This is a genomic window from Methanobrevibacter sp., from assembly GCF_045586545.1.
Lineage (GTDB): Archaea > Methanobacteriota > Methanobacteria > Methanobacteriales > Methanobacteriaceae > Methanocatella.
Genome location: NZ_JAZNAN010000058.1, coordinates 1 through 21,479, shown reverse-complemented (window position 1 = coordinate 21,479; position 21,479 = coordinate 1). Strand labels below are relative to the sequence as shown.

Genomic DNA, 21,479 nt, shown 5'->3' with positions numbered 1-21,479 from the left:
AAAATAGGTGTTTTTTATGAGAATTAAAGGCGAATTATTTGGTAAAGAAGTTCTCGATGCAGAAATTCAGATTGTAGGTAAAGTTTCTGATGTAATTTTTGATAAAGAAACTTTTGAAATTACTGATTTGGTAATGAAAAAGTCCGGATTTTCCGAACAACTCAAAGATAGTGAAAATATTGTCCCAATGGAGCTTGTAAAAGTTATTGGAGATAAGATTTTACTTAAAGGCGAAGATGATATATAATGACCTCAAAGGAATATTTAATAGATTTATTAAAGGAAAATGAGGTATTTCTTGAAGGCGACTTCACATTATCTTCAGGAAAGAAAAGCAATTATTACATTAACATGAAAAAAGCTATTACTGAGCCTGAAATCCTATCCACTATATCTAAACTAATCACCCAAAAGATTGTTGATGAAGATATAGATAAGGTTGCAGGTCCTGCTTTAGGTGCAGTTCCAATCGCTACTGCGGTTTCACTTGAATCCAAACTTCCTTTATTGATGATTCGTAAGGAAAAGAAAGGTTATGGTACTTCCAAACTCATTGAAGGTGAGTTAAACGAAGGAGACAATGTCATTGTTGTAGAGGATGTTTCAACTACTGGAGGGTCTCTTTTAAAAGCAATAAACGCTATTAAAGAAAATGGCGGAAATGTAAAAAGGGCATTTGTTGTAGTTGATCGTGAAGAAGGAGCAATTGAAGAATTTACAAAGGCAAATATAGTTTTAGAACCTTTAATAAGTGTTAGTGAATTTTTTAATTAAAAAAAGAAGGAATGATGAAAAATATTTTCATCATTTTTTTACATGATGGACAAAATGTGGAAGTTCATCAATTATAATGCCAAATGCAGTTTTAACTGCATTGGGAGAACCAGGCATTGAGAAGATTACTGTTTTTTTGTAAATGCCAGCAGTAGCTCTGGAAAGTAATGCTGCTGCACCGATTTCTTCATAAGATTTTGCTCTGAATAATTCTCCAAATCCGTCCAATTTCTTTTCAAAAAGTGATTCTACAGTTTCAACAGTAATGTCACGAGGATCAAGTCCTGTTCCTCCTGTTGTTAAAATCACATCAATGTCTTTTGAAATCATATCCTCAATAGCGTTAATCAAATCTTCTTTTTCATCAGGAATTAAACTCCTTGATTTTAAAGTGTATCGTGCTTCAATTTCATCCGCCATGTATTGGCCGGATAAATCAGCCTTTTTTGATTTTCTACTATCACTAAGAGTGATGATACCGCAAGTAATGTCTTTTGATGATTCTTTTTGATGTTGTGCAGATGTTTCACTTTTCATATTCTTCCCCTTATTCCTTTTCGATAATATCTTTGATGATTAAATATTCATCATAACTTTTTATTAACTTATCGCTTGGATGAAAAATAGATGTTTTGCCGAATTGTATTCTTTCAACATATCTATGTTCAAGAAGAATTTTCAAATGGAAAGTTACGGTGTTATAATCAACATGTATTAAATCGGATAATTGATTGGCATTACATGGTTTTCTCAGTAATGTATCAATGATTTTTATTGTTGTTTTTCCACCTTTTCTACCCATTAATAGACTTAACAGTTTTTTATCTTCTAGTTCCCAATGTTTTTTTTGAGACGTTCCATTTTTATCACCAACTTTCATTTTAACCATTTTTCTACTCCAAGATTAACAATAATATTCAAAGAGATTATTTGCCCACCTTAGAGCATTTTTGTCTTTAGCAATTAGAATTTGGGAATCGTCGTAATGGCCATCTTTAAAAAATAGGGATAGTGCCATAAAATCTTCAGAACAGGTTAAAAACACTTTAATATTCATTTTTATAGTATTGATTCTTACTTTTTTATGTTTGATTAAAGCGTTATTAAAAAAATCGTTTCGTTTTATTGAGTATAATATTGGTTCGCTCACGATTAGTTCCAAACTTTCTAATTTATCACCATTTAAAAGCTTTATCATTTGTTTGAAGTGATTTTCTGAATAGATTGGCAGAATTATTTTTAGCTTTTTCGCGTTAGTCATCTGGTTAATGTAGTTTGTGAATGCATTGGATAAATCGCTTGTTGTTGAGTTAATGTATTGTGCATCTTTTAGAAGATATATATTTTTTAAGACTTCATCGGGAATGTCTTTTAAATAGTGTGAATCCCAAAATTCTTTGCTCTTATTGATTGAATACCAGTTATCAATAAGTTTTATTAGGTTTGTAGTTAATAGATATCCGTTTGAAGTTAATTTATAATATTTCTGAACTTTTTTTACAAGATTGATGTTTTCGAGTTCTTTTAATCCATGCAATATTGTTGCTGAGGGTTTTTTCAATTCGTTACGTAATTCATCTAGGTTTTTAGAGTTATTATAGAGGGCTAAAAGCAATTTTGTACGCATGCTTGATGTTAAAATGTATTTTAGATTTTTAAATTCTTCGCTTAATTCATTTTTACTTTGAGAAGCAGTCATGTTATCACACGTCCTTTTATGTTTTCAAATAGTTCATCCGCCCAGTCATGTGATTTTTGATTGTTTGAGATTAGTATCCTATTTTGATCGAAACTGCCATCATTTTTAAATAGTCCTAAACTCATGGTTTCATCGCATATTGTCAGATAAATCTCTAAATCCTCAAAAATAGCATATGTTTTTAATTTTCCTTCATTGATTCCTTTTTTCCTTATTTTTTCATCGATTTGACTTATTATTTCTTTAGAAATAGTTTTGGGCATTATGAGTTCCACTGATCCTCCGTTCATTAAAATTTTTTCAATAATGTGAGGATAATCTGGATGAAGGTAAGGAAATATGGCTTTTACATTTTCAGATTCAATCAACTGTCTTTTAATGGTGTTATGGGTTTTGTAAATATCAATTGGTGTTGTTTCAATTAGCTTAGAATCTTTTAGGTCAGTAAGATTTCTTATTGAATCTAAAGTTAGCAGTTCAATGTTATGTTTATCCCAAAATGCTTTATAGTCATGAATTAATTCAACACTTTTTTTAAATTCCAGCAATGTTTTTAAATAAATTTCTGTCATTGGTGTGACATAATACTTGCTTTTGTTTTTTATAATAAAATTTCTTTTAATTAATTTGTTTATATTGCTTGAAACAGAGCTATAATTGATTTCAGTTTTTTTAACGATTCCTCGAATATTGTTTGGCCGTTTATTCAATTCATTTATGATTTTTAATCGAATTTCTGACTGTGCAAGGAATCGTATTTCCTCATTGATGTCATTGTGAGTTGTCATTTCAGTTTCCTCCAAATTTTTTAAATCATAAAAATTTTTTTAAAATCTCTATGAATTTTCTTGTAATATCAATTTTTACAGTCGAAATTTAAATATATTTTTCAAAAACTCTTTAAAAACTCTCTAATATCATTATAAACAATTTTAATAATCTTTTCAATATTCATTCAGTAATCTTTCAAGATTCCTTCGGAAGGATTTCAATATTTTTTCCAGAATTACTAACTTTTATTAATTTATAATTTTAAATATAGTGGTATGGAGACATGTTATATTTTAGATGCATCAGCTTTTATTAACGGATTTCATATTGGTTCGGGTAATAATTTCACGGTTCCTGAAATTACTGCTGAGATAAAAGATTTTGAATCTCGTTTGATGTTTGATAGCGCTATTGAAGAAGGAAATTTAATTATACAAGATGTCCCAATTCAGTATATAAATTGTGTTAATGATATTATATCTGAATCTGGTGATATTTTAAGGTTATCATTGCCTGATACAAAATTGATAGCTTTGGCATACATGTTTTCAAAAGAAGGTAAATGCGTCAAAGTCATAACTGATGATTATACAATTCAGAATACTTTAAAGATTATGGATATCCCCTTTTCAGGCATTATCACTGATGGAATTAAAGAGGTTTATAATTGGAAGAAAGTTTGTGAAGGCTGCAAAAAGGAATTTGATGAAGATTATCCTTTTGATGATTGTGAGATATGCGGGTCTAAAATATTTAAAAAAAGAATCAGGGTGAAGAAATGAGGATAGGTATTGTTGTCCATGGCCCAAATATTATTGATTCGGGTTATGCTTTAAAATTGATTGATCTTTTAAAGGAATATGGTGATGTCAAAGTAAGACTTGGGGGAACCATGGGTAGAACTGCAGTTATCGATGCTAGTTTAGAAAATGTCATTGACATTACCCGCAAACTGGTCCCAAGCGATTCTTTAAAGATATTTCATGATGATAATGTTGACATGATTTTTCTACTAAATTATGGGAAATCCGATGTCACAGGCCAAGTTTTTGGATATAAAGTTTATAACCATTATGCTGATAAAATTACAGACAATAATATTCCCGTTATTCAAATTGAGCGTCCGGGTGAAAAAGACGGCAGTGTCATTCCTTGGAATAATGATTTAGAGATTGTTCATGAACTATCCCAAAGATTGAACCTTTCTGTTGTAAAACCGGATGAAATTTATGATAATCACATTAAAAATGATAATCCTGATGTTAATCAGAGGATTGTTCATGGAGTAAGTCCCGGTGAAAATATAATGGTTAACAGTGTCATTATTGGCAAGACTGATTCTAACCGACTTACATTAATAGCTAAGGATAATCATATTGTGGATATCATTGGTGGGGAGCTTAAGGAACACGGTCTTGAAAAGCTTGGTGAAGTTGATTTGGACTCAGCAATCATTAAAACAGGTCTTTTAAGGCATGCAAAAATCACACCAAGAGTCATTTCAACTGATAAGCCTAATGATTTCAAGGTTACTTTTTTGGACCATGCTGGTGAAGATGTCTATAGATTCAGGGATTCCTCGCTGGTCATTACAGTTGGTGATGATACAACATTAATCTCTTCTGATATTCTTTATAGATTTGATATACCTGTAGTTGGAATAACTGATGGAGATTTGGACAAGGTTGTGGAAAATGGATTTAAGGTTAAAAATTCCATCATCTTTGAGGTTGAAAGTGGTTTTGATGACATCATTGGTCAAGATATTAAGAGGATTCTCTTTGAGGATAAACCGGTGTCCTATGATTTTTCAGATATCGAGGAAGTTCGTGACAAAATTGTCGAAATAATAAAAAATATTAATTGCAAATACAAAATTAATTATATTAATTAAACTGGATGTGTAACTTTGGATTTTAAAAATCTTGTTCGTGAAATTCAAGAATTTAAAGGTGTATCTCGTAAAAGTTCAATTGATAATGTAATATCTCTTTTAAAAGAATCATATAATGTTTCCGGGGATGTTGTAATAGACATCGGTGATGATGCTTCAGCTATTGACATTGGAAATAATCAGGTAATTCTTCTTGCTGCTGACGGAATATGGGGTGACATCATGAATGTAAACCCTTATTGGGCAGGATATTGTTCTGTGCTTGTAAATGTAAATGATATTGCAGCAATGGGAGGAAAGCCATTGGCAATGGTAAATATAATGTCAATAAGCAATGATGATATTTATGAAGATTTATTGAATGGAATCAAAGACGGATGCCTGAAATTTGGTGTCCCAATGGTTGGGGGACACTTGCATCCAGATGGTGAAGTCGATTCTTTAGGAGTGGCTATTGTTGGCATTGCTCAAAAAGACAAGATAATTACCAGTTTTGGAGCAGAAGCCGGAGATAAAGTAATAGTTGCAATTGATCTTGATGGGAAACCTCATGAAATGTTTAGCTTGAATTGGGATACAACATATGACAAAGATGCACAGCTGGTTAGAGATCAAATTACCGCAGTTCAATACTTGGCGGAGCATGATTATATTAAATCCGGAAAGGATATTTCAAATCCAGGAATATTGGGAACATTGGAGATGCTGTTGGAAACATCCAAAAAAGGAGCTGTTGTTAATTTAGAGGATATTCCAAGAAATGAAAGTATAGAATGGGTTGATTGGTTAAGGTCATATCCTGGTTCCGGTTTTGTTTTTACGGCTTCAGAGGAAAAATGCGAGTATATTAAGGATTATCTTTCAAAATTTTCAATTGAAGCCAATGTGGTTGGGGAAGTAACAGATTCCAATTCACTTCTATTGAATTATAAGAATGAACAAGCTGAAGTCTTTAATCAAGAAAAAAATCCAGTTTTTATATTTAAATAAATGATTAAGGATTGCAAGCCTTGCATGGAACATATCCCTGGGAAATCGCAAGGTCTCTACTTTTAAAGTATACTCTATTATGCTCAGCAGTCTTTTGACCCCATTTGCAGGTTGATTTGTGGAATTTTCCCGAATTTGAGTTTCCGATATAGCTTCCAGTGTCACTAGGAACATTGTCTGAATGAGTATTAGTGTAAGTGTATTCTGAAGTTGCGACATGTTTGGAATCATCCACCCATTTATATGGATAAAACTCGCTTGGTGGAAGGTACATTATTTCTGCAAGACCTTCATTTAAAATTATTTCATTTAAGTTCTTTCCATCAACAATAACAACAGCCAATGTCCTACCATATCTGTCGTGCTTTTTGGCATCGTCAATATCCAGACCGATTTTTTTATTTAAACATAGTTTTTGAACAAAATTTTTAGAGGCAATATATCCTTCTACACCTCTTTCAGGGGTATTTACTCCAACAAAACGTACTTTTTCGCCGTTGTCCAAATAAATTGTGTCTCCGTCAACAACTTCAGTACAAATTGCGGTTTCTTCAACTTTACAATCAGTATCCGGATACTTATTTAAAATATCTGAAGAAGACATATCGCGGTATTTGGAAAATGGGATGTCATGTGTAAATCCGGTTCCAGTATATGCGCTTGCAACTGAAATTGCCCCTAATGCGATTATTAAAATTATCAGTAAAGAGAAAACATCTTTTTTAGCAATGGTCATTATTTTTCCTCCATACTATAATGTTATAATTTTGTGTAAATATAATTTTTGCAATCAAATAAGAAATTTTATTATATAATGAAATTATAAATATATAATATTAAAAATTCTTATTAGGAGATTGTATGTTAATTAAAATTAATGGAGAAGAAATAGATGTAGCAGATGCTTCTACAATTCAAGACGTGATTGAAGAAACAAATGCTCCCTATACTCCTGGTAGTATTGTTTGTTTAATAAAAGGTAAAAAAGAGCTGGAAAAAAATATTAGTAAATATAAAATTAAAACTAATATAGGTTCTATTATTATCCAATTAGACGAATCTGAAGATGCAAAACCTCTTGTTGATGTTTGGAAGAATCAATATGAGGATTTTGTTGATTTGGACATTCGTTGGTCTACTCCAACTGAAGTAGCTATTGGGCCTATCGTAACTGATTTGGAACCTACTTCTGATGAATTTAAATATTATGAAGGAGATGTAGTTTTAAGTTTATCTAGTTTTAGTAATGAGTCTACTCATTTAATAATGCTTAAAGAAAACACTACTAATGTTTATAGTGTACCTCCATACAATAAAGGTATATTCGCTCGTGTAATTGGTGGTAAAAAAACTTTGGAACAGTTAACTGATGATGATAAGGTAACTGGTATTGAGCCAATCATTGAAAGAAGTACCACTACCGATAGTACTTCTGTATCCGATTTAAGCACTGTTTTGGAAGAAGGCAATGAATTATACACTTATGTTTCTTTTGAAATTGATGAAGATTCTCCGGTCTGTGTAGAACACATGTTTTCACTTATTAAAGATGAGAGAATTAAAGTTTCATTTGAAAGTGATTCATTTTTAGGCTTTTATGATTTGGCAGGTCTTGTAAAACCTAAGGAAGATACCACACAAAGAACTAGAGGAACAATTACAGTTAGAAATGCCGGTGTGGGAATTGGTAAGCTTTATATTTACCGTGAAAACAGAGTTTTAACTCCAAATCATACTACTGTGGGTAGAATTGTAAACGGTATGGAAATTATTGATATTGCAAGAGAAAACGAATTTATTACTATCAAATCTGAACAACAAAGATTGATGCTACTCAATAAGACCCAAAGCGAAGCAACAAAGATTCTATCTGAAGTTGGCGTTGAGCACATGATTGACGGATTGGTTGATGATGATGCAATAATTGTCGAGCAAGAACCTAAACATACAATTGATATTCTAAAAGAAGGTAGGGTAATAACTAAAGCTGTTAAAAAAGAGGATTTATGTGCAATTAAGTTTGTTGATAATGCACCAAGGTCTGTAAGATATTTCAAATTGTTGTCCGGACTTTTAGAAAACCCTGTTGGTAAAATTAAAGTTCACTTTTCAGTGCCGGGCATGCATATTGTAATATTTGAAGGGGATAAGAAGGAAGCAAAGGGTTTAATCCCTGAAAATAACCCTGTTGATAAAGTTATTAGAGGTCAAATAGGTATAACTAATATGGCTTCAAAAAGCGCAGGTTTAATTGGTATCAGATTCGAGGATAATGCCGAATTCGGACCGACTGCAGAAAGCTTTGAAGCAACTAACATTATTGGGGATATTACCTCAGATTATGACAGTCTTGAAAAATTAAAAGAAGGAGTTGTAGTATATGTCACCGAATCTAACCATGAGTCCTGATTTAGGTACAGAAGATTGGGATCCTGATGTAATTACACGTATGATTTTTATTGGGCCTGGCGCTCATGTAAGTGAACAGGAAATTGTCACAGCATTTCATATGCTTGGCCTGCCGCTTACAATCAAAAATACTTGTTATGGATCTATGATCAGTGGAAAAAGTGAAGATGTCTATAAAGCTATTGAAGAGATAAGAAAACTTGACCCAAGCCACATTTTCACAAAAGAAAGAGGATTTGCTCCGGGTGACCCAAGAAGATGTAGAGGTCATAGGTTTGGTCCTAGAGAAGGTTTCCACCAAATGGAAAAGGAATATAGAATACTTGGTTTTGTCGCAGAAGCTTTAGATAATCCTAAAGAAGTCGAGATAGAAGAGAAAAAACCAGTTAGCATTGACGAATTTAAAAAAATCATGAATGAATGTTTAGAAAATAAAGAGTAGGTGAAAATATGGTTAAAATAGCTATCTATCCTCCAAATTCATTAGTCTTAGCAGATTTACTTGAAAGGAAAGGTCATACTCCATTAGTTTTACAAAAACAAATCAGACAAAAAATTAAAGATCCGGAGATTGATTCTCCGCCAATGAATATTACTGAAGATGATCCGATTAAAGGACTTAAATATGCAGCAATTGAAGTTCCTTCCGGTGTTCGTGGAAGAATGGCAATTATTGGTCCACTTATAGATGAAGCGGAAGCGGCAATTGTTGTTGATGGCGCTCCATATGGTTTCGGTTGTATTGGATGTGCAAGAACCAACGAATTATCCATTTTCTTACTTAGGAATAAGGATATTCCAATTTTAGAACTTGATTATCCAACTAACCAAGATGAAACATATGTGATGGTCAATAAAATCAATGAGTTTGTAGATTCACTTGAGGGGGGAGAATAATATGGTAAAAATTGCTTTAGTTTCATGCGGAACAGAATATAGTGGAATTCAAAAGGAAATAGAAAAAGCAGCAAACAAATTTGGTGCTGAAATTATTCTTCCAGAAATCGATTTAGATTACATAGATGAATCTTATGAAAAATTCGGATTTTCAGCTCAAAGTTCAAGCTTAAAATTAATGATTGCAAGGGCCATGGCTATTGTTGAAGGCAGGTGCAAGCCTGATGCAGTATTCATTGCAACTTGTTTTAGATGTGCCGAAGCGGCATTGGTTAGAAATGAAGTGAGAAGGTTTATACAAAACAATACCCGTATTCCAGTAGTTACCTACTCATTTACAGAAAGAACAAAAGCAGACGAATTGTTCATCCGTATGGAAGCGTTAGCCACTACTGTAACTCGTAGAAGCATTCTTGCTCGTGAAAAACAAGAAGGCCTTACTCTTGGTTTGGATTCAGGTTCAACTACAACAAAAGCAGTTCTTATGGAAAACAACCAAGTCATCGGAACTGGCTGGACATCCACTAAAGACATTATCGAATCTGCTAAAACAGCTGCTGCAGAGGCATTTGGCCAAACAGATTATACTTGGGATGACTTAGATGGTATCGGAACTACCGGATATGGTAGATTTACCATGGGCCAAGAATTTAAAGCAGAACTTATTCAGGAAGAATTGTCTGTTAATGCAAAAGGCGCAGTATATCTGGCAGATTGTCAAAAAGGAGAAGCTACAGTACTGGATATCGGTGGTATGGATAACAAGGTGATTACTGTTAACAATGGTATTCCTGATAACTTCACCATGGGAGGTATCTGTGCTGGTGCATCCGGAAGATTCTTGGACATGACTTCCCGTAGGTTAGATGTGGATATTACAGAACTAGGTCCTTTAGCAGTTCAAGGGGACTGGAGAAAAGCAATGTTAAACTCATATTGTATTGTATTTGGTATTCAGGATCTTGTTACTACACTTGCGGCAGGAGGTTCTAAAGCGGATGTTGCAGCTGCAGCATGTCACTCCGTATCCGAACAGGTTTATGAACAGCAACTTCAGGAAATTGATATCCGTGAACCTTTAATCCAAGTAGGAGGAACAAGTTTAATTTCTGGTCTTGTTGAAGCGGTAAGTGAAACTTTAGGTGGAATCGAAGTTATTGTTCCTGAATATTCACAACATATCGGTGCTGTAGGAGCCGCTCTTTTAGTATCTGGAATGGGACACAGACAAGATGATAAATAGTTTGATTAAAGGGTGATTTGATGTTAGTAGAATGCTATGATGAAAGAGGTGCAGAAGTTTATGAAATCATCATTAAACAGATCTTTCAGGATTTGGTATTAGGTTCAGCCGTCGATGATTTGAGAGCTTATGTTAATCCAGATGACCCTGTTTTTGTTTTAGCTATTAAAATGAGAAAAACTTCTAATGCCATTAGATTTAATGAAGTAGCTAATTTGACATATGATAAAGCTAATGACAAAACCGTAATTATCATTGACAATGAGAATTATCTTCCAAATATCCTAAAAGAGTTATGGAAGAGATTTTCAAGAGACGAAATTTATCAACCTAATAGATATCAGCTTGAAATTAGTGGGGATTACGCAGAATTAGGTTCAATAATCGTTGATAATCCTCAAACTAATTTGCAAAGGCGTGTTTATGATGCAGTCTTTAGGATATTGCCTGAAGGTTTTAAAAACATTAAGGATTTATCCACTGAAGATATTGTAACTGTTGTAGCTACCGATGAGTTAATTAAAGATGCTTGGATTGAAAAAGCACATGAGTTTATCGATGAGTTAAACAGTGGCAAGTAGAAAAGTTTATATATTTGTTCGTATCAATACAAAATAACAGGAGTTATATTTTAGGGAGTAGTGGTATTATGAACGAACACAAAGGTTCAAGATTTGCACACATTACAAGAGCACATCCATGTTTTAATGAAAAAATGCATGATAAAGTCGGAAGAGCGCACGTACCAGTTGCACCAAAATGCAATATCTTTTGTAACTTCTGTACAAGGGATATTAACGATGAGGAAAATAGGCCTGGTGTAACAAGTTGTATAATGAAACCTGATGATGCAATTACTCACATTAATGATGTTACAGCTGATGGTCCAATCGCAGTTGTAGGTGTTGCAGGACCGGGAGATTCACTAGCTAATGAAGAAACATTTGAATTCTTTGAAAAATTGGCGGATGAACAACCTGATTTAATTAAATGTATGAGTACAAATGGTCTTTTACTTCCAAAATATGCAGATAAACTTGCAGAACTTGGAGTAAACTCTGTTACTGTTACAATTAATGCAGTTGATCCTGAAATTGGTGAAAAGATTTATTCATTCATCAAATATGAAGGCAAGGTTTACAAAGGCCGTGAAGCTGTTGAAATCTTAATCAAAAATCAATTGGAAGGTGTTGAAAAAGCTGCTGCTAATGGTCTGGTCGTTAAAGTTAATTCAGTTTTAATTCCCGGGGTAAATGATGAACATATTGTTGACATTGCCCGTGAAGTTGAAAAACGTGGAGCTGCTTTGATGAATGTTTTACCTTTAATCCCATTAGGTAAAATGAAAGACCTGCAGAGACCTGACTGTTCAATGATGGAAAAAGTCAGGGAAGAAGTTGAAGAGATTATTCCGGTATTTAGAGCATGCACCCAATGTAGGGCGGATGCTTATGGAATACCTGGTAAGAAGAGCGAAGATCATCATTTAGGAATGACTCCACAAAGTCATTACTAAATACTTTTTTTATATTTTTTTTGCTTTTTCATCGCAATATTAAATATGGATGAAAAAGATAATTTTATTATTAATATCAATTATCATCGAATTGTAAAGGAGAATTAATATGGTTAAAACTTACGTTTTTGGACATAAAAATCCAGATAGTGACTCAATTACTTCTAGTATAGTAATGGCTAACTTAGAAAGAGAATTAGGAAATACTGATGCTAAAGCTTACAGATTAGGAAATTTAAATAAAGAAACTGAATTCATTTTAAGTTATTTGGATATGGAAGCTCCAGTACTTCTTGAAAGTGTTGAAGATAGGGCTAATGTTATTTTAGTAGACCACAACTCACCTGCCGAATCTGTAGACAACCTAGAAAATGCAAAAATATTAAAAGTTGTGGATCACCATAAACTTGCTTTAGAAACTTCTTATCCATTATCCTTAAGATTTGAACCTGTGGGCTGTACTGAAACAATCTTATGCAAATTATATGAAGAAAATGGTGTTGAAATTACCAAAGAAATAGCAACATTAATGTTGTCTGCAATTATTTCAGACACTTTGCTTCTAAAATCTCCAACCACTACTGAAGAGGATAAGATTGCAGTGGAAAAACTTGCGAAAATTGCAGAAATTGACTATGAGAAGTATGGTTTGCAAATGCTCAAGGCTGGAACCGACTTAAGTGATTTTTCAGTCGATGAAATTTTATCCCTTGATGCAAAACAAATTGACTTTAAAGATGTGAAATCAATTGTAAACCAAGTCAATACCGCTGATATTGATGAAGTTATGGAGATGAAAGAAGAACTTGAAGAGGGAATGAATAAAATTATTGATGATGAAGATTTGGATTTATTCATGCTCTTGATTACTGATATTGTTAACAGTAATTCTCAAGTAATTGTACTTGGAAAAGAATCAAGTCTTGTTGAAAAGGCCTATGATGTCGAATTAGATGATAACACTGTTTTACTTGTGGGTGTTGTCTCACGTAAAAAACAAGTGGTTCCTATAATGACTAAATATGCATAATTATTTTGGGTATTACTAAATAATTGGATTTTCTTACTATTTTTAGGTAAGGTTTATAAAGGATTGTTTTATAAATATATATTAGATGTATTTTTAATACATCTCTAATCAATCCAATTTTGGATATAAAATTAGACGGGAAGCATAATTACAAAACCTTTAATTGTATTTTTATACATTAAAAAAATTAGAAACTAACGTTAATTATGCTTTCAACCTTTTAAACTTTTTTTAACTGGGTGTTAACATGAAAACACTTGAATGGGAAGATAATAAATTAAAGCTTATTGATCAAAGAAAACTTCCTGATGAATTAACTTATGTTTATTGTGATAATTATCGGGATGTTATTGTTGCTATTAAAAACATGACTGTCCGTGGAGCTCCAGCTATTGGAGTATCAGCCGCTTTTGGAATGGTATTGGCAGACATTGAAGGTGTAGATTTAGATAAAGCTGCTGAAGAGATTAAGGCTGCAAGACCAACTGCGGTAAATTTGTTTTGGGCAGTTGATAGGGTATTGAATAGTGATGATACACTATCTGAAGCGCTTAAAATGTATGAAGAGGACATGGCAACAAACAGGGCTATTGGAAAGTATGGTGCTGAAATAATAGATGATGGAGACACTGTTTTGACTCACTGCAATGCCGGCGCTCTTGCATGTGTCGATTATGGGACTGCATTGGGTGTATTCAGGGCAGCCCGTGATGCCGGAAAAAACATTAATGTAATCTGTGATGAAACCCGTCCGCGAGGACAGGGTGCAAGTTTGAGCGTTTGGGAAATGCAACAGGAAAACATTCCAGTTAAACTTATTCCGGATGTGGCATCAGGATTTTTAATGTCACAGGGAATTATTGATAAAGTTGTTATCGGTGCCGATAGGATTGCAAAAGGGGGTGTTGTAAATAAGGTAGGTTCATTTATGGTTGCTCTTGCCGCAAAACACCATGACATTCCATTTTATGTAGCTGCCCCTTACTCTACCTTTGACAATGAAATCAATATTTATGATACTGTCATTGAAGAACGTGATGGTGATGAAGTAAGGTATTATGGTGGGGCTAGAATTTGTCCTGAAGGAACTGAAGTCATTAATCCTGCTTTTGATATAACTCCTAAAGAGTTAATCACAGGCATTATTACAGAAAAGGGAATTATTGATCCGATTTAGGCAATAATTCTAAAATTTTATTTTTTTGTTAGAAACTATTGTCCATTAAACAAATTGGGATTCAAAAATTAATTACAATTCATATTCTTTTTTTATGTAGTCTATTTTTTACATTCATTGTTAAACTTATTTAATATTATAAATATATTTACCTTTAAGGTGGAAAAAATGAGTGAAGCTATCAATGAGAATCTACGTCCTGAAAAATCAAATCTGCATCAATACATAGATAAATTTTTTGACATGCTAGTTCTGTATGACGATATCAAATCTCAAAATTCAAATAGTAAATTTAAACATGATTATAAAGGGTTATTAAAAGCTACTATTGATGTTTTTTTAGAATTTGAATCACAATACACAGCTTATGAGGTCTATGAGAATTTTTTAATGATTTATCAAATCACTCCTGAAGATAAAAGTGAAATTGATGAGGACAGTCCAAACAGCATTATAAGCGAACCGAACACCCTTCTTGATTTAGTGGATTTGATGAAAAAATATGAGGAAAATACTGGAGATTTAATAAACAGGCAAAGAGATCATTTCATTCATTCAGTAAACGTATTTGTATTAGGTTTGGCCATTTATGCCAAAAATGAAAATTATCGTGAAATCTTTAGGGAATATATTGTAGACAATGAATATTACAAAAAATATTATAGGACTCCTGATGATGAATTTTCACATGAGGAATTCCTCTACCGCTGGGGTATAGCAGCTCTTTTCCACGATATCGGATATCCTTTTGAAATAATTGGAAAACAAATTGATAAGGTAATTGAAGATGGAGTCATGTCCATTTCGGTTAATTATGATGTGACTGCCCATGTTGATTTCAGGGATTTCAACGAGTTCAATTCAATTGTAAAGATTCCACCTTATGACTATGCAGATAAGTTTAGGGACAGATATAAGGAAACTAAAGTATTGGACTTATTCAAGCCAACGGATATAATGGCTCATAAAATAGCTATGGATTTTGATTTCGACAAGTTCCAATTAAAAAAATTAGTCAAACATTTGAATAGCTTTGTCAGGTATATGAACGAAAATGGATTTGTAGATCACGGATACTTCTCAGCAATATTGGTTTTAAACTCTTATGGTAAATTAATCCAACAGTATATTGAAAAGGATAAGGATTTCTTCTTCTATCCAATCGTTGATAGTGCAACAGCCATTTTATTACATAACTATTACAACAAGACTTTACAAAGCAAGCTGTTTGGTCTTGGGAAATTGGATCCTGCCTGTTCCCCAATTTCATATCTGTTAATCTTTTGTGATGAACTTCAAGAATGGAACAGACGCCCGTATGGTGTTTTGGACAAGCAGAAAAACCATGTAAACGACTTTGATGTTGAAATTGATGGAGATAAGATTATTGTAAGGTATATCTTGAAAAATGGTTCCATGGGTCTCGGCTTTGAAGAGATGAAGGATGAATTCATCAATGAAGTGTTGGACGTTAGAAAAATATTCCCTGCTAAATTATCCATTTTGCCTAAGGTCGATTTGGATGATGTCCAAAGGGATAGTTTATTGGCGGACATTAAGGCTCCTGATGTATTAATGAGAAATATTGAAAAATTAGCTCATGAAATCAATGAACAATACCGAAGAACTGCAGGTGAGGATAAACCTTCATTCAATGAATTGAATTCAGATTTGAAAATGTCCAATATTCGTCAAGCAAAGTCAATTCCAAAAAAATTAGCATTGATTGGTTGTGAGATTGCCCATAAGACTGAAGAGGAACTGGCCGATACAAGAGATTTCGACACAAAACTTCAACAGATTGTTGAGGAGAATTACGGAAAAGGAACAAACATTGATGATATCAGTGATGAGATAATAGAGGAAAATTCCAAAATCGTCAGGATTCTTAAATTTTCCAATAAGGACATTAATGATTTGGCCATTTATGAGCATGACGAATGGTGTGATGAAAGAATAGGTAAAGGTTGGAAACCTGGCATAAAATCGATAGAAAATAAGACTACTCCATGTTTGGTGGAATGGGGCAAACTTGATGATCAATCCAGGCAATATGATATTGATACCATTAAAAACATCCCTAGACTTTTAGACAATATAGGTTTAAAAATCATTAGGAGCAGAATGAGGGCTCTTACATATAAGATGAATCAATTCTATGAATATGGCAAGCTTGACAGTAATTCCAGTGGTGAAAAGGAATTTAAAGGTTTGGATAATCATATTCAATTCTGTAATCTGAAACAAGCCAATCATTTAGTTCACATATTAAAAGACAAAGGTTATGAGTTCGTATCTCTTGATGACCCAAGGGAGATTGTTGAAACATTCGATTATGATGAAATTGAACACTTCGCTAAAAGGGAGCATGAAAGCTGGTATAAACTTAAACTAAACCTGAATAAAGTCTCAAGCAGGAATTTTGTTGAATGGGATGACCTTGATAGGAAAGTCAAGCACAAAAATAGAGAAACAATCAGACATCTTCCAGATATGTGCGCTGATAAGTACGTGGGATTAAAAATTGTAAGAAGTGAATAATTGAACCACTCCGGCTTAAAGAAGCCGAAGAATTCTTGCACAATAAATTAAAAAAATATAAAAAATAAGGAAAATTCAAATCCTTATTTTTTCACTTTAACTTTTTTTGTAACAGTTTCTTTGTATTTTGCTTGGTATTTGACTTTTTTGCCAACTTTAAGCTTTTTAAGCACTTTTGATTTAATGGTAACTTTAGCCACACCTTTTTTATTGGTTTTAGCTTTGTATTTTTTACCATTGAATTTAAATGTAACTGTTTTCTTTTTAAGGTATTTACCGTTAACCTTTTTAAGTGTTGCAGTCAAAACAAGCTTTTTAGCAGATTTTTTCACTTTAACTGTTTTTAAGCTCAATAAATGAGTTACGGTCAATGTTTTAGTCACACTAATGTTTGAAACCACGGTTGTGATTTTGTAGGTTCCTGGAGTTTGGCTTAAATCGATACTTGCAACACCATTGGAATTGGTTGTAGCGGTTTTATATGCTTTATCGTTGAGTAAAAATGTTACTTCAACACCACTTTCAGGTTTGTCATCAGCATAAACTGTAACTGAATATTTAGCGTTTTCAGTGTAAACAACTTTCAAATCATTAGCGACAATCTTAATGACTTTTACCTGAACGGTCTTATTAAAAGCGGCATAAACGTCATCCCCGGAATATACGAAAGTGATTTTGTGGTTTCCATTCTTATATTTGGATAAGTCAATTCTAGCCATATCATTAATAATTTGAACTACAAATGCTTTAACGCCATCAACATAGACTTCAATAGTACCAGTTGCATTTTCAGGGAAAACTAAAACAATAATACCGTCATCATTTGATTCAACAACCTCAGGAATTGATACATCAATCGGTTTTAGTTGCATTTCGTATTTGACTGGAAGATACTTATTTGATTTCACATCCCAATAATTTAAAATGTTGATGTCAAAAAGGTCTCCTTCATCTTGGAAAGTAACAGTATGATTGCCAGCGGTTAGCTTAGCAGTTGGGAAAGTATCATTTAATACTCCTTCTTCAATATCTAAAAAACCAACTCCCTTATTATTAACTCTGACTATAATGCTACCAGTTACGTTATAACCGAAGTCCATAAATACTCTTACATCGTCACCGACAGTAACATTCTGGGCAATTTCAACAATAGGCCTTACAACAAATACAGTATTGTTTGAAGCGCCATTATAATTATCATCTCCGCTGTATTCTATTTTGACATTATATTGTCCGGCAACTAGGTCGGCGAATTCACATGATGCAGAACCATCAGTTACAGAAGATGTTAAATTAAGTATTGATTCATCTCCTTTAAATAATGCGAATGTTACGGTATTTGTTGCATCACTTGGAAGAGTTACGGTTACAGTTTCTTTTTGACCGTATACAATGTCTTCAGGAGAAATTGTCATTGTAGGTGTTGTTTTTGCAACTGCCACTGTGAATTCAAGACTTTCTGATTGGGATGCTGTGTAATCTTCGCTGCCTTCGAATTTTGCAACAACATTATGAGTGCCTGAATCTGTTGGAGTGTAATAAAATTCTTTGCCGATGTCAGCTGTTCCAATAGGATTGTCATCAATAAATATCTTTGCAACGCCACTGACACGACTGTACGGATCAAGTACATCAGCTATGATTGTAATTTTTTCTCCAAGGTGTACGGCATCAGTATCAGTTGTCACTGTTGTTCTGGTGTCCAGTTTTACATTTATATCGCAATTTTGTATGGTTCCTCCAGAAACTGCATCATCTATGGAAGAAATGTCTTTGCCTATGAATTTACAATTGACGATTTTAAATCCGTCATCTGAATATATCGCCCAACCGAAATCAGCATCATTGTTGATGAAACTGGAATTTTCTATTTTGCCTCCACTATCTCCCCAGTAGACAGCACCACCGCTATTAACGGAAGTACAGTTCACAAAACTGGAACCGAATATGCGACCATTTTTAGATTCCCAATACCAGTTAATGGCTCCGCCGTCGTTTTCACAGGAACAGTTCACAAAACTGCAGCCAAAGACATAACCATTATTGCCTTCCCAATATATTGCACCTCCATCATTAGAGGAACAGTTAATAAAGTTGGAACTGGATACGGAGGTATCATTTCCAGATAAATAGATTGCTCCGCCAAACTCTTTGCTGGAACAGTTTACAAAATCACAGCTAGTTATATTGCCGTTATTACTGTATAAACGAATAGCTCCAGCACTGGTTGCGGCTCGACAGTTCACAAAACTACAACCGGTCACCATAACATTTGAACATTCCACATTATAACAATAGATGGCACCACCGCCACCATATTCCGCATAACAATCTATGAAATCACAATTAGACACGTCAATGTTATTGTCTTCATCATAGTAGATTGCTCCACCAAAGTCATGAGCACCATTATTTTTAAAGGTTGAATCAGCCAATACACATTCATTTCCGCTATCCCAGTAGATTGCTCCACCATTTCTGAATGCAAAGTTGTTTTCAAATACAGATTTTTCAATGCGTAAATTGGTTGCATTGTTTATATAAATGGCTCCACCAAATAATGCAGTGTTGTCTGTAAATCTAGAGTTATAGATAAGTCCATTGCTTTTTTTAACCCAACCCAGTGCTCCTGAACTGTTGGATGCGTAGTTATTGGTAAAATTACAATTAAGGATTTTACCATTTAAACTGTTCATATAAACAGCACCGTTATAGAAAGCAGAGTTATTCTCAAAGGAAGAATCTTTAATGACTCCATTTGAGCCTTTATAATAAAGAGCTCCACCATCATTTGCATTATTGTTATTAAACTGGCAGTTCTCTATAGTTCCGTCATCAGCTCTCCATTGAACAGCTCCACCTGAACCAGAAGAAGGAGCTTTTCCATTGGTAAAAATAATATTTTTCAAAGTTACATTGTCTGCAGATATATAAAAAATTCTTGATAAGTTTTTTGCATCCAATATAGAATTATTTCCATCAATATTTACAGGTTTGGTTATACTAATTTGTGTTCCGCTTCCCAAATAAGTCCCTGAAAGCACGATAGTATCTCCATCATCAGCATAATCAATCATTGTTTGAATGTCACTGAATGAACCTTCAGGTGCACTAATTACTTCATCATCACTTATAGATATTGATGATTCATCACCATCATTGATTTCTATAGGCGATTCATCATTAATTGCTAAATCATCTGACGTGATATTGTCCGATGCACAAGCAATTCCCATTGTAAAAACTAATAATAAACATAATGTTATTAATAGTGTCTTTTTATGCCTCATATTTCAACAACTCAAATTATAATTAATAATATCAATATAAATCCATATTTGTAATTAAAAAGTATTTATAATTTAAGTTTTTGATGGATATTGGTGATGATTATTATAATTTGCTGACTTTCCCATCAATAGCTACATGCCATTCTCCAGGGGAAGTGGATTTGACTTTGCGGCAATTGGTTATTTCAACTTGTTTTCCAACTTGTTTGCAGGCGCTTTCTAAACGTTTTATGCCCTGTTCATATGAATCAGAAAACTCATAGTAATTAATTATTCCATTATCTTCAATCAAATTAACGGCAACATCTAGGAAAGTATAAGCAAGACCTGGAAGATTCATGATTATTCTATCGAACTTGAAGTTAAATGATTCGCTAACTTCCCTCACATCCCCGCAGTAAGTTGTAATATTGCCCTTTAATTTATTTAACTTAATATTTTCATTCAGATACTTAATAGCCGCCTCATTAATGTCAACGGCAGTGATATCCACATTTTTACTTCGTGCTATCAGAATTGGAAACGGTCCGATTCCGCAGAACATATCCAGGATCTTTTCACCATCACTGACACTTTCCATTACTCGTTTTCTCTCTGTTGCAAGTCTTGGAGAAAAGTAAACCTCACGAACATCTAATTTCAATCTTGCACCATGTTCTTTGTGGATTGTAACTGAGTCATCCTCTCCAGCTAAGAATTCCAAATCACGAATGCGTATTGTTCCTTTTATTGCACTTTTTTTCATGTAGATTGCTTTTCTTTTAGTAAATTTAAGTGCGGCATCTCCAATTATCTGTTTTTTATCGACTAAATCATCTGGAATTTCTAGAATCACGATATCTCCTATTGTGTCAAATGATGTGCGCAAATTCTCGATTTCTTCAGCAGTCAATTCATCTTCAAGCAATTCAGAGAAGCTATGTGGAACTTTTTTCATTGGCTCTAAATGCATGCAGACTATCTCATAGCCTTCAACATTATCATTAACAGGAATATAACCGAATTCATCCTCTGCTTTTATACGGTATTCCATATTCATTAAGCCTTCTTCCATTAATTTTATGCGGGTGTCATTTAATTGTCTTAATGGAACTTTTACACATTTCATAAAGTTTATTATGATTAAATTATTATATAATATCTATGTTTTATTTAGTTGGTTTAGGATTATTTGATGAAAAGGACATATCCTTAAAAGGTGTGGAAGCATTAAAAAAAGTGGATAAGGTTTATGCTGAATTTTTCACT

21 protein-coding genes and 1 pseudogene are annotated in these 21,479 nt (G+C 33.4%); 15 read left to right on the top strand and 7 right to left on the bottom strand.

Annotation, left to right across the window (positions count from 1 at the left end):
- The first annotated feature begins 16 nt into the window (after positions 1 to 16).
- Together ACKI3D_RS04750 and pyrE are read left to right on the top strand one after the other, a co-directional pair.
- Entirely contained in the window at positions 17 to 247 is a 231-nt protein-coding gene (locus tag ACKI3D_RS04750; protein ID WP_407392599.1) for a PRC-barrel domain-containing protein, read from the top strand.
- Entirely contained in the window at positions 247 to 774 is a 528-nt protein-coding gene (pyrE, locus tag ACKI3D_RS04745; protein ID WP_407392598.1) for an orotate phosphoribosyltransferase, read from the top strand. Before ACKI3D_RS04750 ends, pyrE begins: the two co-directional genes overlap by 1 nt.
- 30 nt (positions 775 to 804) lie before the next feature.
- Here the strand turns inward: pyrE and ACKI3D_RS04740 are convergent, their stop codons facing one another.
- Genes ACKI3D_RS04740 through ACKI3D_RS04725 form a run of 4 tightly spaced genes read right to left on the bottom strand, consistent with a single transcriptional unit; the run spans position 805 to position 3,261 of the window.
- The gene (locus ACKI3D_RS04740) at positions 805 to 1,311 is read right to left on the bottom strand and encodes a molybdenum cofactor biosynthesis protein B (protein ID WP_407392597.1); all 507 of its coding nucleotides are present in this window, start codon (positions 1,309 to 1,311) and stop codon (positions 805 to 807) included.
- Positions 1,312 to 1,321: 10 nt separating this feature from the next.
- Positions 1,322 to 1,663 carry a winged helix-turn-helix domain-containing protein gene (locus tag ACKI3D_RS04735; RefSeq protein WP_407392596.1) on the bottom strand — a complete coding sequence of 114 codons (342 nt, stop codon included), beginning with the start codon at positions 1,661 to 1,663 and terminating at the stop codon, positions 1,322 to 1,324.
- Positions 1,664 to 1,678: 15 nt separating this feature from the next.
- Positions 1,679 to 2,473, bottom strand: coding sequence for a helix-turn-helix transcriptional regulator (locus tag ACKI3D_RS04730; protein WP_407392595.1), 795 nt, complete (start codon positions 2,471 to 2,473; stop codon positions 1,679 to 1,681).
- Positions 2,470 to 3,261 (bottom strand): helix-turn-helix transcriptional regulator, encoded by a 792-nt coding sequence (locus ACKI3D_RS04725; RefSeq protein ID WP_407392594.1) that lies wholly within the window; start codon positions 3,259 to 3,261, stop codon positions 2,470 to 2,472. The genes ACKI3D_RS04730 and ACKI3D_RS04725 overlap by 4 nt, the downstream gene beginning before the upstream one ends.
- A 258-nt stretch (positions 3,262 to 3,519) precedes the next feature.
- On the opposite strand from ACKI3D_RS04725, the gene ACKI3D_RS04720 reads away from it, so the two are divergent.
- The 3 genes from ACKI3D_RS04720 to ACKI3D_RS04710 are packed head-to-tail and all read left to right on the top strand — an operon-like array spanning position 3,520 to position 6,128.
- Entirely contained in the window at positions 3,520 to 4,026 is a 507-nt protein-coding gene (locus ACKI3D_RS04720; protein WP_407392593.1) for a type II toxin-antitoxin system VapC family toxin, read from the top strand.
- Positions 4,023 to 5,138, top strand: a complete 1,116-nt coding sequence (locus tag ACKI3D_RS04715; protein ID WP_407392592.1) for a DUF2117 domain-containing protein — start codon at positions 4,023 to 4,025, stop codon at positions 5,136 to 5,138. Before ACKI3D_RS04720 ends, ACKI3D_RS04715 begins: the two co-directional genes overlap by 4 nt.
- 15 nt (positions 5,139 to 5,153) lie before the next feature.
- On the top strand, positions 5,154 to 6,128 hold the full coding sequence (locus ACKI3D_RS04710) for a methanogenesis marker 2 protein (RefSeq protein WP_407392591.1): 975 nt from the start codon (positions 5,154 to 5,156) through the stop codon (positions 6,126 to 6,128).
- 4 nt (positions 6,129 to 6,132) lie between these two features.
- Here ACKI3D_RS04710 and ACKI3D_RS04705 read toward each other — a convergent pair whose 3' ends face one another.
- A complete protein-coding gene (locus tag ACKI3D_RS04705) occupies positions 6,133 to 6,864 on the bottom strand; it encodes a thermonuclease family protein (protein WP_407392590.1) in 732 nt (243 codons plus the stop codon).
- A gap of 125 nt (positions 6,865 to 6,989) precedes the next feature.
- On the opposite strand from ACKI3D_RS04705, the gene ACKI3D_RS04700 reads away from it, so the two are divergent.
- The 9 genes from ACKI3D_RS04700 to ACKI3D_RS04660 all read left to right on the top strand — a co-directional run bounded on the left by ACKI3D_RS04700 (position 6,990) and on the right by ACKI3D_RS04660 (position 16,941).
- Positions 6,990 to 8,537 carry a methanogenesis marker 3 protein gene (locus ACKI3D_RS04700; protein WP_407392589.1) on the top strand — a complete coding sequence of 516 codons (1,548 nt, stop codon included), beginning with the start codon at positions 6,990 to 6,992 and terminating at the stop codon, positions 8,535 to 8,537.
- Positions 8,509 to 8,979: a methanogenesis marker 6 protein gene (locus ACKI3D_RS04695; RefSeq protein WP_407392588.1), complete on the top strand. Its 471-nt coding sequence runs from the start codon at positions 8,509 to 8,511 to the stop codon at positions 8,977 to 8,979. The genes ACKI3D_RS04700 and ACKI3D_RS04695 overlap by 29 nt, the downstream gene beginning before the upstream one ends.
- 8 nt (positions 8,980 to 8,987) lie before the next feature.
- A complete protein-coding gene (locus ACKI3D_RS04690; protein WP_407392587.1) occupies positions 8,988 to 9,434 on the top strand; it encodes a methanogenesis marker 5 protein in 447 nt (148 codons plus the stop codon).
- 1 nt (position 9,435) lies between these two features.
- Positions 9,436 to 10,677, top strand: a complete 1,242-nt coding sequence (locus tag ACKI3D_RS04685) for a methanogenesis marker 15 protein (protein ID WP_407392586.1) — start codon at positions 9,436 to 9,438, stop codon at positions 10,675 to 10,677.
- A gap of 20 nt (positions 10,678 to 10,697) precedes the next feature.
- The gene (locus tag ACKI3D_RS04680; RefSeq protein ID WP_407392585.1) at positions 10,698 to 11,258 is read left to right on the top strand and encodes a methanogenesis marker 17 protein; all 561 of its coding nucleotides are present in this window, start codon (positions 10,698 to 10,700) and stop codon (positions 11,256 to 11,258) included.
- Positions 11,259 to 11,326: 68 nt separating this feature from the next.
- Positions 11,327 to 12,193 carry a radical SAM protein gene (locus ACKI3D_RS04675; protein WP_407392584.1) on the top strand — a complete coding sequence of 289 codons (867 nt, stop codon included), beginning with the start codon at positions 11,327 to 11,329 and terminating at the stop codon, positions 12,191 to 12,193.
- A 109-nt stretch (positions 12,194 to 12,302) separates the two neighbouring features.
- On the top strand, positions 12,303 to 13,223 hold the full coding sequence (locus ACKI3D_RS04670) for a manganese-dependent inorganic pyrophosphatase (RefSeq protein ID WP_407392583.1): 921 nt from the start codon (positions 12,303 to 12,305) through the stop codon (positions 13,221 to 13,223).
- Positions 13,224 to 13,470: 247 nt separating this feature from the next.
- Positions 13,471 to 14,400 (top strand): S-methyl-5-thioribose-1-phosphate isomerase, encoded by a 930-nt coding sequence (mtnA, locus tag ACKI3D_RS04665; protein WP_407392582.1) that lies wholly within the window; start codon positions 13,471 to 13,473, stop codon positions 14,398 to 14,400.
- Between the two features lie 168 nt (positions 14,401 to 14,568).
- Positions 14,569 to 16,941: a RyR domain-containing protein gene (locus tag ACKI3D_RS04660; RefSeq protein ID WP_407392581.1), complete on the top strand. Its 2,373-nt coding sequence runs from the start codon at positions 14,569 to 14,571 to the stop codon at positions 16,939 to 16,941.
- An 83-nt stretch (positions 16,942 to 17,024) separates the two neighbouring features.
- Here the strand turns inward: ACKI3D_RS04660 and ACKI3D_RS04655 are convergent, their stop codons facing one another.
- Positions 17,025 to 20,177, bottom strand: coding sequence for an Ig-like domain repeat protein (locus tag ACKI3D_RS04655; protein WP_407392580.1), 3,153 nt, complete (start codon positions 20,175 to 20,177; stop codon positions 17,025 to 17,027).
- Between the two features lie 157 nt (positions 20,178 to 20,334).
- Positions 20,335 to 21,339: a class I SAM-dependent methyltransferase gene (locus ACKI3D_RS04650; protein ID WP_407392579.1), complete on the bottom strand. Its 1,005-nt coding sequence runs from the start codon at positions 21,337 to 21,339 to the stop codon at positions 20,335 to 20,337.
- A 35-nt stretch (positions 21,340 to 21,374) separates the two neighbouring features.
- Between ACKI3D_RS04650 and ACKI3D_RS04645 the strand changes: the two are divergent.
- Positions 21,375 to 21,479, top strand: a pseudogene (locus ACKI3D_RS04645) (diphthine synthase); the annotation flags it as partial.